Source organism: Kitasatospora sp. NPDC058492 (genome assembly GCF_042720685.1).
Taxonomy (GTDB): Bacteria; Actinomycetota; Actinomycetes; order Streptomycetales; family Streptomycetaceae; genus Kitasatospora.
The window spans coordinates 19,371-35,645 of the sequence record NZ_JBHXMU010000052.1 but is presented as its reverse complement, the minus strand read 5'-3'; the positions used below and the strand labels follow the sequence as shown (position 1 = coordinate 35,645).

Below are 16,275 nucleotides of genomic sequence, written 5' to 3'. Positions count from 1 at the left end.
CATGTCAAGTAGTAACGCCGAGCCCCCTGGCAGTCCCGCGCGCAGCACCGACGACGCGATCCTGGACGCCGCCGCCGACCTGATCGTCCATCTCGGCGTGCGCCGAACGCAGTTGGCGGAGATCGCCCGCCGCGCCGGGGTCAGCCGGCCGACCGTCTACCGGCGCTGGCCGGACGTCCGGGCGGTGATCGGCGCCCTGCTCACCCGGGAGATCCGGGCCACCCGGGAGGGCGTCGCCCTGACCCTCGGGGGCGACGGCGCCCCGATCGGCCGGGAGGCCTTCGTCGACGGGGTCGTCGAGGTGGCCGTCCGGCTGCGGGACCACCCGGTGCTCGGCGCGCTGCTGCGCTCCGCCGACTCCGACCTGCTGCTGGAATACGTCGTCGAGCGGCTCGGCACCAGCCAGCGCGGCCTGCTGGAGGCGCTGCGGGCCGGCATCGAACAGGGGCAGGCGCACGGTTCGATCCGGTCAGGGGAGCCGGTCGAACTGGCCGCCATGGTCCTGCTGATCGCCCAGTCCACCGTCCAGTCGCACCGCATGGTCGCCTCCCTGCTGCCGGAGGCCGCCTGGCGGCGCGAACTGACCAGAGCACTGAACGGATACCTCGCGCCATGACCTCGACGCCCGCCGGATCCTCCGCCGCTCGCTCCGCCGCTCCTTACGCCGGCTCCAGCCGACTCGACGCCGGCCGGCGCCGGGCGGAACTCGAAGCGCTGGGGGACCGCCCGCGGGTCGACCTGCTGGTGATCGGCGGCGGAGTCACCGGCGCCGGGGTGGCCCTGGACGCCGCCTCGCGCGGGCTGCGCACGGTGCTGGTCGAGTCCCGCGACCTGGCGTTCGGCACCAGCCGCTGGAGCTCCAAGCTGGTGCACGGCGGCCTGCGCTACCTCGCCTCCGGGCGGATCGGGGTGGCCCGGGAGAGCGCGATCGAGCGCGGCGTGCTGATGACCCGCACCGCCCCGCACCTGATCCGCGCGCTGCCCCAACTGGTGCCGCTGCTCCCGGGGTTGCTGCGCCCCGGGCAGGCCTCGCTGATCCGGGTGGGCTTCCACGCCGGGGACGCGCTGCGGCTCGGTGCCGGGACGCCGGGCGCGCTGCTGCCCCGGGTGCGCCGGATCGGCGCCGCGCGGACGCGGCAGCTGGTGCCGGGCGTGCGGACCGCCGGACTGTCCGGCGCGCTGGTCGCGCACGACGGCCAACTCGTGGACGACGCCCGGCTGGTGGTGGCGCTGGCGCGGACCGCGGCGCAGTACGGCGCCACCGTGCTGACCAGGGTGCGGGCGGAGTCCGTGACGGGCGGCTGCGCCCGGCTCACCGACACCGTCACCGGGCAGTCGCTGACCGTCGAGGCCGGCGCGGTGGTCAACGCCACCGGCGTCTGGGCGGGCGAGGTGGACCCGTCGATCAGGCTGCGCCCCAGCCGGGGCACCCACCTCCTGGTGGACGCCGCCGCGCTCGGCCACCCGACCGCGGCGCTCACCGTGCCGGTGCCCGGTTCGACCAGCCGCTTCGTCTTCGCGCTGCCCCAGCAGCTCGGCCGGGTGGCGATCGGGCTGACCGACGAGGACGCGCCCGGTCCGATCCCGGACGAGCCGCAGCCCGCCGAGAGGGAGCTCGCCTTCCTGCTCGACACCGTCAACGCCGCCCTGAGCACCGCGCTGACCAGGGCGGACGTGCGCGGCGCGTACGCGGGGCTGCGGCCGCTGATCGACACCGGGGGCGGCAGCACCGCCGACATCTCCCGGGAGCACGCGGTGCTGGAGTCGCCGTCCGGGCTGGTCACGGTGGTCGGCGGCAAGCTCACCACCTACCGGCGGATGGCCGAGGACGCGGTGGACGCCGCCGTCCGGCTGCGCGGCCTGCCGGCCCGGGCCTGCTGGACGGCCCGCCTGCCGCTGGTCGGGGCCCCGACCCACCGGGACAGCCGTCCGCTCCCGGCGGGCGCCGTGCCCGGCTCGCTGCTCGCCCGCTACGGCGGATCGTCCCAGGAGGTGGTGGCCGCCGGGGAGTTGACGTCGATCGCGGAAGGCCTGGACGTGACGCGCGCCGAGGTCGCCTACGCCGTCACGCACGAGGGCGCGCTGGACGTCGCCGACGTGCTCGACCGCCGGACCAGGATCGGTCTGGTCGCCGAGGACGCCGAGCGGGCCCGGAAGGCGATCGAGGAGATCGTGGCGCAGCGACTGTAGCGGGCAAGTCGCCCGGGAGATGGCGCTCAGCGCGCCGCGCGCTCCGGCATCGGGTGCTCGGCTCCCGCGACCTCCAGGACGCAGGAGTACGGGTGCTCGGCCGCGCCCGTGCGGTCCAGCCGTACCGAGAGCGGCAGCGGCGGCTCCTCGGCGAGTTGGGCGGCGAGCGTCAGCGGGTAGACGCCGTGCCCGTGGACGCGGTGGAAGGCGCATTCCTTGCCGTCCACCAGCAGCTCGGTCTCGGTGATCCAGCCGGAGCGGACGTTGACGGTGACCGAGTGCCCGGCCTGGTCGAAGTGGAAGCTGTACCGCTGGCGCATGGGGAACCTCCCGCGCGGGGGCCGCCGGTCGGGGCGGACCAGGGGATCCACCGCCAGTCTAGGGTGGCCACCGGGTCTCGGCCCGGCGGGTGCGGCGGCCGGGGCGGCGGGTGGTTCCCGGTGGAGCCCCTGAGAAATCCCCGGGGTGGGCCCCGACCGCAGGTGGATTCCCGTGATCTCTACAGTGTTGTAGATTCGTCCGCAGGGAGAGATCGAGGAGGGCATTGTGGGAGTTTCGCTGGCCAAGGGCGGCAACGTCTCGCTGAGCAAGGAGGCGCCCGGTCTGAGCGCCGTGATCGTGGGTCTCGGCTGGGACGTGCGCACCACCACTGGCGCCGACTACGACCTGGACGCCAGCGCGCTGCTCTGCAACGCGCTCGGCAAGGTGGTCTCGGACCAGCACTTCGTCTTCTTCAACAACCTGCGCAGCCCCGATGGTTCGGTCGAGCACAGCGGCGACAACCTGACCGGTGGCGGCGACGGCGACGACGAGCAGATCAAGGTCGACCTGGCGCGGGTGCCGGCCGACGTGGCGAAGGTGGTCTTCCCGGTGTCGATCTACGACGCCGACGCCCGGCTGCAGAGCTTCGGGCAGGTCCGCAACGCGTTCATCCGGGTGCTGAACCAGGCCAACGGCCAGGAGATCGCCCGTTACGACCTCAGCGAGGACGCGTCCACCGAGACCGCGATGGTCTTCGGTGAGCTGTACCGCAACGGCGCGGAGTGGAAGTTCCGCGCCATAGGGCAGGGTTACGCCTCCGGTCTGCGCGGCATCGCGACCGACTACGGCGTCAACGTCTGATCGCAGCAGGTGATCTGACGGGGTTTCGGCGGCCACGGGCCTGTGCGGCCCACGCTCACTCGGGACGCCCGAGGGCGTGGCCGCCGAAACCCCCGCTGCCGGTGAGCTGGCCGTGCCACCAGGCGACCATCCCCGGCTCGTCCATGGTCGACCAGTCCGGTGCGGCGGCGACCTGCTCCCGGCCGAGCCGTCGGCCCAGTTCCACCAGCTCCCGCCCGACCACGCCCCGCTCCTGGTCGTACGCGGCCAGCACGGACGGCCAGGAGTCGCCGTGCGCGGCGGCGGCCCGCCCGGCCTGCTCGAAGGCGTGCGCGTCCTGCAAGGCCTTCACCGCGCCGCTGGTGTTGTGCGGGCGGACGACGGTGGCCGCGTCCCCGCCGAGGAGCAGCCGGCCGGCCGTGCGGCGCGGGGTCTCCAGGTCGTAGACGGGCTGGAGGAAGGTCCGCTCGCGCGGGGTGAGGGTGACCAGGGCGGCCCAGTACGGCGGCAGGTGCCGTTCGGCGAGCCGGCGCAGGTCGTCCAGCTGCCCGTCGGTGAGGGTGCCCGCCGGGATGCTGGTCGGGCCGTCGAGGCGCAGCCAGGCGGGAGTGGGCGCGTAGAAGACCCAGTTCACCTGGGTGCTGCCGGGGGTGAGCCCGGGGATGCGGTAGATCACGACCTGGCCGCCGGGGTAGCAGACGGTGGCGCACTCGTCCTCCGGCCAGGCCGCGGACCCGCCGGGCAGCTCCGCCAGCAGTGCGGCGTCGTAGCTGCCGCGCCAGCACACGTACCCGGCGTAGTCGGGCCGGGCCTGCGGGCAGACCGCCGCGCGGACCACCGAGCGGTAGCCGTCGGCGCCGATCACCAGGTCGTACGGTTCGCGGGTGCCGTCGGGGCCGGCCGTCCAGGCGCCGTCCTGGTCGGCGCCGGCCGCAGTGACGGTGTGGCCTTGCCGGAACTCGATCCGGTCGGGGGTGCGTTCGCGCAGGGCCTGCCAGAGGACGGCCCAGTGGTGGGAGTGGAACGGCATCGGCTGGTTCCAGAGCACCCGCCCGCGCCCGTCCGGTCCGTCGCCGCCGCGGTCCTCGGCCGTCTCCCGGGTGACCCAGCGGCGGACGGTGAGGCGGTGGCGGCGGACGCCGTCGTGGAGGTGGCCGGCGCGGACCAGTTCGTCGAAGCGGTCGTCGTTGATGCAGATCCCGACGCCGCGGTCCTCCAGCTGGCCCTCGCTGCGTTCCAGGACCACGATCCGGTCCGCTCCCAGCCGGGCGGCGGCCCCGGCGAAGGCGCTTCCGGCGATGCTGCCGCCGATCACGGCTATCGAGCTATCCCGCATGGCGGTCCTCTCCCAGCTGCCCACACTATCGATCTGACAATACGCGGATCATGTCCGCGAGTTGGTGGGAACCGGCAGAGCGCGGGGCCCCGGCCCGCGACCCCGTTATGCAACTAGTTGCACATCGAGCCACCGTCCCCTACCCTGCGGTAACAACGACCCCCGCCGCCCCCAGGAGACGTCGATGAGCACCACCCCCGGCAGCAGCCGCTACCCGCACCTGCTCAGCCCGCTCGACCTCGGCTTCACCACCCTGCCCAACCGCGTCGTCATGGGCTCCATGCACGTCGGCCTGGAGGAGGCCCCCGACGGCTACCGGCGGATGGCCGCCTTCTACGCCGAACGGGCCCGCGGCGGCGTCGGCCTCATCGTCACCGGCGGCATCGCCCCCAACGAGGCCGGGCGCCCCTGGGAGGGCGGCGCGATGCTCACCACCGAGGCCGAAGCCGACCGCCACCGCGTCGTCACCGACGCCGTGCACGCCGCCGGCGGGAAGATCGCCCTGCAGATCCTGCACTTCGGCCGCTACGCCTACCACCGCGACCTCGTCGCCCCCAGCGCCCTCCAGGCCCCGATCAGCCCCTTCGTCCCGCACGAGCTCACCGCCGCACAGGTCGAGCAGACCATCGAGGACTTCGTCCGCTGCGCCGAACTCGCCCGCCGCGCCGGGTACGACGGCGTCGAGGTCATGGGCTCCGAGGGCTACCTGATCAACGAGTTCGTCGTCGCCGCCACCAACCGGCGCGAGGACGAGTGGGGCGGCCCGTACGAGCGCCGGATGCGCTTCCCGGTGGAGATCGTCCGCCGCGTCCGCGAGCGGATCGGCGAGGACTTCATCATCGTCTACCGCCTCTCCATGCTCGACCTGGTGCCCGGCGGCTCCACCCTCGACGAGGTCGTCCGCCTCGCCCAGGCCGTCGAGGCCGCCGGGGCGACCATCATCAACACCGGCATCGGCTGGCACGAGGCCCGCATCCCCACCATCGCCACCTCCGTGCCGCGCGGCGCCTTCGCCTGGGCGACCAGGAAGGTGATGGGCACGGTCGGCATCCCGCTGGTCACCACCAACCGCATCAACACCCCGGAAATCGCCGAGCAGTTGCTCGCCGACGGCTGCGCCGACCTGGTCTCGCTGGCCCGCCCGCTGCTCGCCGACGCCGACTTCGTCGCCAAGGCGGAAGACGGCCGCGCCGACGCCATCAACACCTGCATCGGCTGCAACCAGGCCTGCCTCGACCACACCTTCAGCGGCCTGATCACCTCCTGCCTGGTCAACCCGCGCGCCTGCCACGAGACCGAACTCGTGCTCGCGCCCACCAGGTTGCGCAAGCGCATCGGCGTCGTCGGAGCCGGACCGGCCGGGCTCGCCTTCGCCGTCTCCGCCGCCGAACGCGGCCACGACGTCACCCTGTTCGACTCCGCCGCGGCGATCGGCGGGCAGCTGAACACCGCCCGACTCGTGCCCGGCAAGGAGGAGTTCGACGAGACGCTGCGCTACTACCGCACCCGGCTCGCCGAGTTGGCCGTCACCCAGCGCCTCGGCACCACCGCCACCGCCGAGCAGCTCGCCGCCGAGAACTTCGACGAACTCGTCCTCGCCACCGGCGTCACCCCGCGAACCCCCGCCGACCTCCCAGGAGTTGACCACCCCAGCGTGCTCGGCTACCTCGACGTCCTGCGCGGCGGCGCCCCCGTCGGCGAGCGGGTCGCCATCCTCGGCGCGGGCGGCATCGGCTTCGACGTGGCCGGCTTCCTCACCGACCCGGGCGACGCGGCCAGCCTCGACCCGGCCGTGTTCCAGGCCAAGTGGGGCATCGACCCGGAGTACCGCGAGCGCGGCGGACTGCGCCGCCCCGAGCGGCCCGCACCGCCGCGCGCCGTCCACCTGCTCCAGCGCAAGACCAGCAAGGTCGGGGCCGGGCTCGGCAAGACCACCGGCTGGATCCACCGCACCGAACTCCGGCACCGCGGCGTCACCATGGTCGCCGGCGCGACGTACGACCTGATCGACGACGCCGGCCTGCACTTCACCGTCGACGGCGAGCGCCAACTGCTGCCCGTGGACACCGTGGTGCTCTGCACCGGCCAGGAGCCGCGCCGCGACCTGTACGAGGCGCTGCGCGAGCGCGGCCTGGAGGCCCACCTGATCGGCGGCGCCGACGTCGCCGCCGAACTCGACGCCAAGCGGGCCATCAAGCAGGGCACCGAACTGGCCGCCGCGATCTGACCCTTCCTTGCGCGCTGGGTCCTGTTCGGCCGGACAGGACCTGGGCACGCCTTGGGCACGCCCTAGGATCGACGGCATGTCGCTGCCGCACGCCATCCTCACCGCCCTGCTGGAGAAACCGTCCTCGGGGCTGGAGCTGACCCGGCGCTTCGACAAGTCGATCGGCTTCTTCTGGCCCGCCACCCACCAGCAGATCTACCGCGAACTGGGCCGGCTGGAGGCCTCCGGACAGATCCGGGCCCTCCAGCCGTCCGGCCCCGTCCGCGGACAGAAGAAGGAGTACGAGGTCCTGCCCGAGGGCCGCGCCGAACTCGCCCGCTGGACGGCCGAGGGCGCCGCGCCGCGCGCCGTCCGCGAACCGCTGCTGCTACGGCTGCGCGCCGCCGCGGTGGTCGGTACGGACGGCCTGGCGGCCGAGGTGCGGCGGCACCTGGCGCTGCACCGCGCGCAGTTGGACGACTACCGGGAGATCGAGCGGCACGACTTCCCGGCCGAGACGACGGCCGGGGAGAACCGCCTCCAGCACGCCGTGCTGCGGGCGGGCATCGGACTGGAGGCCTTCTGGGTGCAGTGGCTCACCGAAACCCTCGAAACCCTCGAAGCGCTCGAAACCCCCGAAACCCCCGAAACCCCCGAAACCCCCGAAACCCTCGAAGCGCTCGAAGCGCTCGAAGCGCTCGAAACCCCCGGACCGCTTCCGCCGGACCAGCCGGACCAGGGGGCCTGACCTGCGGCGATCCGCGCCCGCGAGCCCCGTATCAGGCCCGGTGGGACACTGGTGCCTGTCCCTGCCCGCACTCTCGACCGGGGGGCCCGCATGTCCCACCCGAAGCCGCTCCACGCCCTCGCCGCCGCCGCCCTCGCCGCGGCGGTCGCCTTGGGCCCGGCCCACCTCGCCGCGGCCGCGACGCCCGGCCAGCCCGCCCAGGGCCTGCCCACCTCCGAGCAACTCACCGCGGCCCTGCTCACCGTCGACGACGTCGGCCCAGGCTTCACCCAGGTCCCCAGCACGGCCAGCCCCAGCGCCGGCCCCAGTACGATGCCGTCCCCGGCCAACGGCTGCGACGCCCTCAGCGACCTGATCAACATGCACACCGGCGTCCCCGGCCCCGAGACCCCGCACGCCGAGGCCGAACTGGACGGCCCGGGCGGCAACCCGATGGTGACCGAGTCCCTCACCGCCGAGGACGCGGGAAAGCTCACCACCGACTTCGACGCCGCCACCGCGGCCCTCAAGAGCTGCCACACCATCACCTTCAGCGCCGGCACCAACGACTCGGTGACCTTCACCGTCACCCCGGTCACCCTCGGCGACCGCCAGGACGCGCCCGCCGTCCGCCTCGACGGCACCCTGGCCGGCGTCCAGCTGAACGCCTTCGTCGGCGTCGAGCGCTTCGGCACCGTCGGCATGGCCTTCGGCTTCTTCCAGCGCGGCGGCGACTCCTCCCAGCTGGCCTCCTTCCAGTACCGCGCCGCTGTCGCCAAGGTCCAGCGCGCCCTCGGCGCCACCGCCGGCAGCACCACCCCGCCCACCGCCACGGCCCCCGTCACCCAGGGCACCTCGGTCTGAGCCGGACGACGCGACGGCCCCCGTCGGGCAGGCAGCCCGACGGGGGCCGCGGCGTGGGCTGTATCGGGCGGGTGCGGAGCCGGCGGTGTCGGCCGGTCAGGCGCTGATGCGCCGCCGGTTTCGAACCGGGGCCCGCGCCCGGATCGGGGCCGGGGTGCGGCCGGCGAGGCGGCAGCCGAGGCAGTGGGGGTGGCCCCGGCGGCCGGCCGGGTCGGGGGTGCGCCAGTGCCGGTGGGCGGGCGGGCGCGGGCCGGTGGGCTTGCCCCAGCCGGCGAGGTGGAGCAGCCAGCTGGCGAGCGCGCCGAGGGCGGTGAGGATCCCGCCGGCCCAGAGCCCGGCGGCCGAGCCGAGGACGAGGGCCGCGCCCGCGACGGTGAAGCCGAGGATCGCGATGACGGAGCCGGTCCAGCCGGCGATGGTGTGCCCCATGTCGTGGTCGCCGTGTGCGCTCATTGCTCCTCGTTTGGTGTGATGGGCGGGTCGGGATGGACGGGTCGGCCGTTTATCTCACGAGCTAAGTAACTTAGATGCTAAGGAGATATCGAGTGAAGGGCAAGCCGCGCCCCCGGGCGACGCCCGAGCAGGCGCTCTACGCGATGGACCGGATGATCGCGCTGGCGCAGTTCGGCCAGCAGGACATCGCCGCCCGGCTCGGCCTCAACGTCACCGACCTGACCTGCCTCGGCTTCGTCATCGAGGCCGCGATGGCCGGGGAGCCGCTGGCCGCCGGCGACCTCGCCGAGCGCGCGCAGCTGACCACCGGCGCCGTGACCGGCGTGCTCAACCGACTGGAGAAGACCGGCTACGCCCGCCGCGAGGCCGACCCGGCCGACCGTCGGCGCGTCCGCGTGGTGATGGCGGAGGACGCGCAGCAGCGCATCCTCCAGGTCTACGGCCCGTTCTACGAGCGGATCGGCGCGCTGTTCGCCGACTACACGCCGGACGAGACCGCGGTGATCGCCGACTGGTTCACTCGGGCCAAGGGGGTGCTGCGGGAGTCGCTGGATGAGATCCGGGCCGAAACGCCGTAGCGGCCGACCCCGGGGAGGGGTCGGCCGCCACGGTCTCGGAGCAGCGCCTCGGTGCAGCGTCGTGGAGCAACGTCGCGGGGCGACGTCTTGGTGCAGCGTCTCAGGGCGGCGTCTCAGGGCAGGTACGTCACCTCGGGGAAGGCCGCGGACGGCCCGTCGAGGAGGCGGCTGGGGCGGTGCCGCAGGTGCAGGTCGAAGAAGGCCACTGGGTACGCCTGCTGGATCTTCACCGCGCGGACCGGGTCGAGGGTGCCGATCATGTCCCGGACCTGTTCGTCGGTCAGGCCGAGGAGCTTGGCGGCCTGCGGGATCAGCACCTGGTCGTCGCCGTACGAGACGTGCACGGCGCCCTGGGCCTGGACGTCGAGCCGCCAGCCGCGCAGGTGCGGCCAGAACTCGGCGACGGCCGGCTGGCCGGCCCGGGTGAACGCGGCGGTCATCATCATGAACGGCCGGTCCAGGTCGGTGGTGATGGTCGGCTGCATCGGGCCGTCCAGGCTCAGCCCGGCGCGGACGCGCCGGTCGGCGAGCATGGTGTAGGCGGTGGCCGTGCCGCCCTTGGACCAGCCGAACATGCCGATCCGGTCCGGGTCGAGGGCGTGCAGCAGGCCGGCGGGCAGCGGCCTGCCGTCGGTGTCGGGGTTGCGCCCGGCGGCGAGGGCGTCGACCTGGTCGAGGAGGAAGCGGATGTCCGCGGCGAAGTCCTTCGGCCCCATCGGGATGCTCCGGTCCGGGGTGAGGACCAGGCCGTCGGGGAACTCGGTGATCGCGTCGCGGGTGTGGTCGACGGTGACCACCACGTAGCCGTGGCTGGCGAGTTCCTGGACCATCACGGTGTGGTCGGCGCGGTGGCTGTGCGCGCCGTGCGAGTAGACGACGACGGGCAGGCGGCGGCCCGCGCGGTGGACCGGGGCGCCCACGCGGCCGGAGGTGAGCGGGGCGAGGGCGGGGTCGATGGCGAAGCCCGTGTCCGCGAGGAACGCCCGCAGTGCGCCGTCGGCCATCCAGGGCGCGAGCGGGTACTCCCCGGCCTCGCGGGCGGGGTACCAGACGCTCGCCATCAGCTCGCGGAACCGGCCCGGGCCGGCCAGCGGGTCCGGGCGGGAGGCGTCGAGCAGGTGCAGCGGGACGGTGCCCACGGGGTGCGGCCCGGTGGGCTCGGGCAGGGTGAGCCGCGCCGGGCCGCCGGTGGGGGTGGTGGCGGACCCGGGGGTGGCGGTCCCGGGGGTGGTGGCCCCGCCCGCAGCCCACGCGGGGTGGGCGAGGGCGAGCGGTGCGGCCGCCCCGGCGGCCCCGGCGGCCAGTGCGGCCCCCAGCAGGCGGCGGCGCGTCATGGCGTGTCGGCTCGTGAACGGCGTGGTGGTCATGGGCCCTCCCTGGGTGTGCTGGACAGAACCGGGCCGAGGCGCACGGTCTTCGCAGGTGCGGCCGTCGTTCGACACCGGTCCGCCAGGGAAGCGCCCCTGACGGACCGTCCGATGGATCTCCGTGCACCTGAACGGAAGGCTGTCATCGCGGCGTACCCGGCCACATCCGACCACCGGATGACGGTGCGGCGGCGCGCATTGGCCCGGGGGTTTACATCCGTGGGCTGATGCGGCGGCGTGCCGGGGCGGGGTGGCGCATAGCGTTCACGCTCAATCCAATGCAACGGGCGACGTGACTGACGTTGCGTTAAATCCGTAACTGTTGCAACGATAATGAGATTCTGACCTGCGATGATGCTGATTATGCGCAACGCGCCTGTTGCCGTGAAGCGTGAAGGCAACGTAGCGTTTCCGTTGTCAGAAAGAACGAGCCACAGGAGAGCATCATGCAGAAGTTCGCCACCCCCGCCCCGGTCTCCGCCGTCCTCGACATCCCCGCCGGGCGCATCCGGCTCATCGCCGCCGACCGGGCCGACACCACGGTCGAGGTCCTGCCCGCCGACGCCTCGAAGAGCCGCGACGTGAAGGCGGCGGAGCGGACCACCGTCGAATACGCCGACGGCGTCCTGCGGATCGAGGCGGCGGCGGCCGAGAACCGGATCCTCGGCCAGTCCGGCACCGTCGAGGTGACCGTCCAACTGCCCGCCGGCTCCCGCATCCAGGCGAAGACGGCCAGCGCCGAACTCCGGGGCGTCGGACGCCTCGGCGACGTCACCTTCGAAGGCGCGCAGGCCTCGGTCAAGCTCGACGAGACCGCCGGCGCCCACCTCGCAGTCCTCGCCGGCGACATCTCCGTCGGCCGCCTCGACGGCCCCGCCGAGATCACCACCGCCAAGGGCGACATCCACATCACCGAAGCCGTGCACGGCACGATCACGCTGCGCACCGAGGCCGGCGACGTGTCCGTCGGCGCCGCCCGCGGCGTCTCCGCCTCCCTGGACGCCGGCACCACCTACGGCCGGATCCACAACACGCTCAAGAACACCGACGGCGCCGCCGCCGGCCTGAGCATCCACGCGACCACCGCCTACGGCGACATCACCGCCCGCAGCCTCTGAAGCCCCAGCCCCAGCCCCGGCCCGAGCCCCAGCCCGCACCCGCACACTCCGATCGCGAGACAAGGAACAACCATGAGTGAATCCCGCCACGCCGCCGAGATCGCCGTCGAGGACGCCGCAGGTCAGGACCGCCCGGAGCTCCAGCAAGCCATCCAGGAGTTCGTCGACGCCGGTTTCGCCGGGATACAGCTGCGCGTGCACGACGAGCACGGGGAGTGGGTCGGCAGCGCCGGGGTGCGCAAGCTGGGCGAGGCCGCGAAGCCGTCGGTGGACGGGAAGTTCTGGGTGGGCAGCACCACCAAGACCTTCGTCGCGACCCTGGTGCTGCACCTGGTGGCCGACGGCGCGACCGGGCTGGACACCCCGGTGGCCGACCACCTGCCGCAGTTCGGGCTGGACCGGCGGATCACCGTGCGGATGCTGCTCCAGCACACCAGCGGCCTGGCCAGCTACACCGGCGACCTCGAACCCGACGGGACGTTCGTACCGGGGATCCCCGCGATGGGCAAGGAGTGGGTGGACAACCGGTTCCACAGCTACCGGCCCGAGGAGCTCGTGCAGTTCGCCCTGTCCAAGCCGGCACGGTTCGAGCCGGGCACCGACCAGAGCTACTCCAACACCAATTACACGCTGGCCGTGCTCCTGATCGAGCAGGCCGCCGGCCGCCCGTACGCCGAGGAGATGCAGCGGCGGATCCTTCGGCCGCTCGGACTGCGGGACACCGTGGTGCCGGGCGACTCGCCGGAGCTCCCCGCGCCGCACGCCCACGGCTACTACCGCTACCAGGACGGCGACCAGTGGAAGGTGGTCGACGTCGCCCGCCAGAACCTCTCCCTCCTGGTCGGCGCCGGCGACCTGATCTCGACCACCCGGGACCTCCACACGTTCTTCGCCGCACTCCTGGGCGGCAAGCTCCTGCCCGCCCCCCTGCTGGACGAGATGCGCACGCCGCACGGGATGCTCGGTTACGGCCTGGGCCTGTTCATCCAGGACCTCGGCCCCGACGGCGGCACCATCGTCCACCACAACGGCGGCGCCCCCGGCGGCTACGGGGCCCTGATGATCGGCGCACCCGACGGCAGCAAGACCCTGACCGCCGGGCTCACCACCGGCGACTCCGCATCCGACCCGGCACAGGAGTTCCCCAAGGCGCTGGACCGGCTCATCAAGGCGGTGTTCGGCGGCGGCGGCGTGCGGGCCGAGGGCTGACGGCGTGCGGTTTCGGCGTGAGGAGTGGGAAGTCGGCGGGCCGGACTTCCCACTCCGCTCGTTGAAGGGGCGGTGCCCCGGCGCGCAGCGGTGGTGAGGCGGGAGTGAAGCGCGAAGCCGCGCTCCGCGATGGTGAAGCGGCGTGGCGTAATGAAGCCCATCGAAACTCAAGTACAGTGCACTGCTGATAAATTGACGCCAAGTCAAATACCGAGTAGCGGTGATGCCCTGGGCGTAGCGGCTCGGACGTCCGAGGGGGCCTCCGTCGGCCCGGGGAAGACCACGGTGCCCTGGACATGCGCCGACCATGGATTCGGTGAGCACTCAGCACGCTGCCCCGAATGCGGAAGGTTGGCCCGTAGGCCGGCCTGGATCGGATGGCCGCACGGTACAGCAGCATCCGGGCTCAGGCTTTGGGGCTGAGGGAGTCCCTGGCCCTGATCGAGCAGATTCTGGGAGAGCGGTAAGCATGGCCGAGCTGGACTGGTTCAAGAGCAGCTACAGCACGAACGAGGAAGCTCAGTGCGTCGAGGTCGCCGAGACGCCCGGCGTCGTCCACGTGCGTGACTCCAAGGACAAGGGCGGCCCGCAGTTGGCGTTCGAGCCGACCGCGTGGCAGGCGTTCGTGGCGTTCGCCGCAGCCGCCGAGGTCTGATTCGGCGTCGGCGTTCCGTCGGGAGATGACGGCCAATCGGCGGACGGGCGGGTGGAATGCGGGTGTCGTCGGGCCGGTGTCGGGTGGGGGCTGCTACCAACGGTCCCATGTCCCATCACCTCAGCGGCCCCAACCTCCGCTCGCCCCGAGGCGACTCGCGGCTCGACCTGACCGACGTGTTCGCCTTCCCGGCCGCCGATGCGCCCGGCCGGACCGTCCTGATCATGAACGCGAACCCCTACGCCCCCACCCAGGCGGCCGAGTTCCACCCCGACGCCGTGTACCGCATCAACATCGACACCGACGGGGACCACCGCGCCGACGTCGCCTACTCCTTCACCTTCTCCGCCCCCACCCACACCGGTGCCCAGACCGTCACCGTCCACCGGGCGACCGGCGCCGCCGCGCAGAAGCACGAGCCCACCGGGGACGTCCTGTTCTCCGAAGCCCCGGTCGCCTTCGGGGACGCGCCCGACGTCATCGAGGCGAACGGCCGCAAGCTCTCCGTCGGCCTGCGCAGCGATCCCTTCTTCGCCGACCTCGAAGGGATCGTCAACGACTTCACCTGGACCGGCAAGGACGCCATGGCCGACGCCAACGTCTTCGGCATCGCCCTCGAAGTCCCCGACACCGACCTCGGCCCCGACCCGACGATCGGCGTCTGGGCCCGGGTCAGCCTCCGCCAGGACGGCCGGCTCGTCTCCGTCGACCGTGGCGCGCACCCCTCCCTCACCGCCTACTTCAACAAGGAGGAGGTGAAGGACGCGTACAACGCGGGTGAGCCGGCCGACGACTGGGACACCTACCGCGAGGCCTGGACGGCCGTCCTCCAGCACACCGGGGACTACACCACCGCCGCCGCCACCGAGACCTTGAAGCTCGTCCTCCCGGACATCCTCCGCTACGACCGCTCCCGCCCCGCCGCCTACCCCAACGGCCGCACCCTCGTCGACGACGTGACCTCGGCCCGCCTCACCATGGTCTCCGGCGGCAAGATCACCAGCGACCACATCCCCCCGCACACCGACGTCCTCCCCGTCTTCCCCCACCTCGGCCACCCGCACCCCGTCAAGTAGCGAGTCAAGTGGCCGGACGACAAAGCGGCGGTCAAGAATCCTTGACCGCCGCTTCGCACTTCCCGCTGTGATCACGTGTCAGGCTGTGCGCCCCCGCCCGGCAATGAGGAGGTCCGGTGAACCGCGCGCGCCCACTGATCGAGGACTTCCCCGCCCACCCGGACGGCGACCCGGCCGGCGCCCTCGCCCGCGCCGTCCGCGAGCGCCGCACCGCCCTCGGCCTCTCCATCGCGGACCTCGCCAAGCGCGCCGACCTCACCGACGCCCAGATCCGCGCCATCGAAGCCGGCCACGCCGCCCCCACCCTCCCCCTCCTCACCGCCCTCTCCCGGGCGCTGAACGTGGAGTCGTGAGGGGCTCAGGACGGGCAGGGCCCCTGCGGCTGGTGCATGTCCGCTCCCACCGTCAGCGACGTTCGATGACGCTCTTCTCCCAATCCGAGAGATCGTCGGCGAATCGGCGCCGATCGGCCCAGGTCCCTTCGGGTAGGGACACCCGCAGGACCAGTTGCCGCCCGAACCGCGTGGGCGAGAGGTCGACCTCACCCCGTGCCACCAGGTCCACGAAATCCAGGACCCGATGGGCGGGGACGCCGTCGAACACGTAGTCCTCGTAGAGAACTCTGGCTTCGCCGAGGTCTTCCCTCAACATCACCAGATACTCGTGCCCGGACAGGGCCTCCAGATGGAGGTCGACCAGCCTCGGCTCGGCCGCGACCTCGACCGCCTCGATCCCGGCGAACCGCCCGGACCGATGGGCCGCCGCCACGAGATCCTCCACCGAGCACCCCGGGGGCAATTCTTCCCGTCCCACCCAACCCACCTCCCATCCCAGGCTATCGACCCGCTGTGTGTTCGGGAGCCGGACCGGTTGCGTCCCGGTCGACATCCGGGAGGGGCCGGACCACGCAGAGTGGCCCGCCGAAAGGACGGCGGGCCACTCGAACGCTAGCTAGACATCTTCTTTTCTACTTGCCGATGATCTGCTCCCAAAGCGGCGTCTCGTGAGACAGCGGCCGGAACGCCCGCCACTGCTCTCCATCGATATCGAACTCCAAGACCCGTTCCCGGAAGATCCATTTCCCGGTGGTCCTGACGCTGGCATCCCCCAGTGCGATTGACAGCACTGCGGAGACCGCCGACTCGGCCGGCATTTCCTCGAACGAGAAGCCGTCGCAGAAGAACCCGTAACGGGACCAGTCCCCTACGGGGCGCAGGTCGATGTCCAAGGCGCCACCGAGGCGCACGGTGACCATCGGATCATCCTGATCGATGTCGACCGAGATCGGCAGGAAGTCGGAAATCACTTCCCGGGACGATCCGGCGGCCGAGATCCTCGCGGCCATCTCCTCGATTTCCAATGCGACCCCTCATCGATATGCCCGACTCTGTCGTT

At 72.6% G+C, this 16,275-nt stretch carries 17 protein-coding genes and 1 pseudogene; 12 read left to right on the top strand and 6 right to left on the bottom strand.

The features are described from left to right. Position 1: 1 nt before the first annotated feature. The gene (locus ACFWPI_RS29010; RefSeq protein WP_063349765.1) at positions 2-616 is read left to right on the top strand and encodes a TetR/AcrR family transcriptional regulator; all 615 of its coding nucleotides are present in this window, start codon (positions 2-4) and stop codon (positions 614-616) included. After that, complete coding sequence (locus ACFWPI_RS29005; protein ID WP_380368748.1) at positions 613-2,190, top strand: glycerol-3-phosphate dehydrogenase/oxidase; 1,578 nt, start codon at positions 613-615, stop codon at positions 2,188-2,190. The genes ACFWPI_RS29010 and ACFWPI_RS29005 overlap by 4 nt, the downstream gene beginning before the upstream one ends. A 26-nt stretch (positions 2,191-2,216) precedes the next feature. Here ACFWPI_RS29005 and ACFWPI_RS29000 read toward each other — a convergent pair whose 3' ends face one another. Continuing rightward, entirely contained in the window at positions 2,217-2,510 is a 294-nt protein-coding gene (locus ACFWPI_RS29000) for a hypothetical protein (protein ID WP_063349769.1), read from the bottom strand. Between the two features lie 226 nt (positions 2,511-2,736). On the opposite strand from ACFWPI_RS29000, the gene ACFWPI_RS28995 reads away from it, so the two are divergent. Next, positions 2,737-3,312: a TerD family protein gene (locus tag ACFWPI_RS28995; RefSeq protein ID WP_063349770.1), complete on the top strand. Its 576-nt coding sequence runs from the start codon at positions 2,737-2,739 to the stop codon at positions 3,310-3,312. Positions 3,313-3,367: 55 nt separating this feature from the next. Here the strand turns inward: ACFWPI_RS28995 and ACFWPI_RS28990 are convergent, their stop codons facing one another. Continuing rightward, the gene (locus tag ACFWPI_RS28990) at positions 3,368-4,627 is read right to left on the bottom strand and encodes an FAD-dependent monooxygenase (protein WP_380368752.1); all 1,260 of its coding nucleotides are present in this window, start codon (positions 4,625-4,627) and stop codon (positions 3,368-3,370) included. A gap of 184 nt (positions 4,628-4,811) precedes the next feature. Between ACFWPI_RS28990 and ACFWPI_RS28985 the strand changes: the two genes are divergently transcribed. The 3 genes and pseudogenes from ACFWPI_RS28985 to ACFWPI_RS28975 all read left to right on the top strand — a co-directional run bounded on the left by ACFWPI_RS28985 (position 4,812) and on the right by ACFWPI_RS28975 (position 8,424). Next, the gene (locus ACFWPI_RS28985) at positions 4,812-6,854 is read left to right on the top strand and encodes an FAD-dependent oxidoreductase (protein ID WP_380368755.1); all 2,043 of its coding nucleotides are present in this window, start codon (positions 4,812-4,814) and stop codon (positions 6,852-6,854) included. 76 nt (positions 6,855-6,930) lie between these two features. After that, positions 6,931-7,461 (top strand): annotated as a pseudogene (locus ACFWPI_RS28980) (PadR family transcriptional regulator); the annotation flags it as partial. Positions 7,462-7,671: 210 nt separating this feature from the next. Next, complete coding sequence (locus ACFWPI_RS28975; protein WP_380368761.1) at positions 7,672-8,424, top strand: hypothetical protein; 753 nt, start codon at positions 7,672-7,674, stop codon at positions 8,422-8,424. Positions 8,425-8,520: 96 nt separating this feature from the next. Here ACFWPI_RS28975 and ACFWPI_RS28970 read toward each other — a convergent pair whose 3' ends face one another. Next, on the bottom strand, positions 8,521-8,877 hold the full coding sequence (locus ACFWPI_RS28970; protein WP_380368764.1) for an HGxxPAAW family protein: 357 nt from the start codon (positions 8,875-8,877) through the stop codon (positions 8,521-8,523). A gap of 92 nt (positions 8,878-8,969) precedes the next feature. Here ACFWPI_RS28970 and ACFWPI_RS28965 point away from each other — a divergent pair, with 92 nt between their 5' ends. Continuing rightward, positions 8,970-9,455: a MarR family transcriptional regulator gene (locus tag ACFWPI_RS28965; protein ID WP_063349774.1), complete on the top strand. Its 486-nt coding sequence runs from the start codon at positions 8,970-8,972 to the stop codon at positions 9,453-9,455. Positions 9,456-9,568: 113 nt separating this feature from the next. Here ACFWPI_RS28965 and ACFWPI_RS28960 read toward each other — a convergent pair whose 3' ends face one another. Then, entirely contained in the window at positions 9,569-10,822 is a 1,254-nt protein-coding gene (locus ACFWPI_RS28960; RefSeq protein WP_380368767.1) for an alpha/beta hydrolase family protein, read from the bottom strand. A gap of 446 nt (positions 10,823-11,268) precedes the next feature. Between ACFWPI_RS28960 and ACFWPI_RS28955 the strand changes: the two genes are divergently transcribed. The 5 genes from ACFWPI_RS28955 to ACFWPI_RS28935 all read left to right on the top strand — a co-directional run bounded on the left by ACFWPI_RS28955 (position 11,269) and on the right by ACFWPI_RS28935 (position 15,233). Continuing rightward, complete coding sequence (locus tag ACFWPI_RS28955) at positions 11,269-11,940, top strand: DUF4097 family beta strand repeat-containing protein (RefSeq protein WP_380335806.1); 672 nt, start codon at positions 11,269-11,271, stop codon at positions 11,938-11,940. A 72-nt stretch (positions 11,941-12,012) separates the two neighbouring features. After that, a complete protein-coding gene (locus tag ACFWPI_RS28950) occupies positions 12,013-13,149 on the top strand; it encodes a serine hydrolase domain-containing protein (RefSeq protein ID WP_380368770.1) in 1,137 nt (378 codons plus the stop codon). A gap of 469 nt (positions 13,150-13,618) precedes the next feature. After that, entirely contained in the window at positions 13,619-13,804 is a 186-nt protein-coding gene (locus ACFWPI_RS28945; RefSeq protein WP_380368772.1) for a DUF397 domain-containing protein, read from the top strand. Positions 13,805-13,911: 107 nt separating this feature from the next. Beyond that, a complete protein-coding gene (locus tag ACFWPI_RS28940; protein ID WP_380335817.1) occupies positions 13,912-14,880 on the top strand; it encodes a DUF4331 family protein in 969 nt (322 codons plus the stop codon). 116 nt (positions 14,881-14,996) lie between these two features. Beyond that, positions 14,997-15,233 carry a helix-turn-helix transcriptional regulator gene (locus ACFWPI_RS28935; RefSeq protein WP_380368776.1) on the top strand — a complete coding sequence of 79 codons (237 nt, stop codon included), beginning with the start codon at positions 14,997-14,999 and terminating at the stop codon, positions 15,231-15,233. Between the two features lie 52 nt (positions 15,234-15,285). On the opposite strand, the gene ACFWPI_RS28930 is transcribed toward ACFWPI_RS28935, so the two are convergent. Together ACFWPI_RS28930 and ACFWPI_RS28925 are read right to left on the bottom strand one after the other, a co-directional pair. After that, the gene (locus ACFWPI_RS28930; protein WP_380335823.1) at positions 15,286-15,660 is read right to left on the bottom strand and encodes a hypothetical protein; all 375 of its coding nucleotides are present in this window, start codon (positions 15,658-15,660) and stop codon (positions 15,286-15,288) included. Positions 15,661-15,847: 187 nt separating this feature from the next. Beyond that, positions 15,848-16,240 (bottom strand): hypothetical protein, encoded by a 393-nt coding sequence (locus ACFWPI_RS28925; protein ID WP_380368779.1) that lies wholly within the window; start codon positions 16,238-16,240, stop codon positions 15,848-15,850. Positions 16,241-16,275 lie beyond the last annotated feature (35 nt).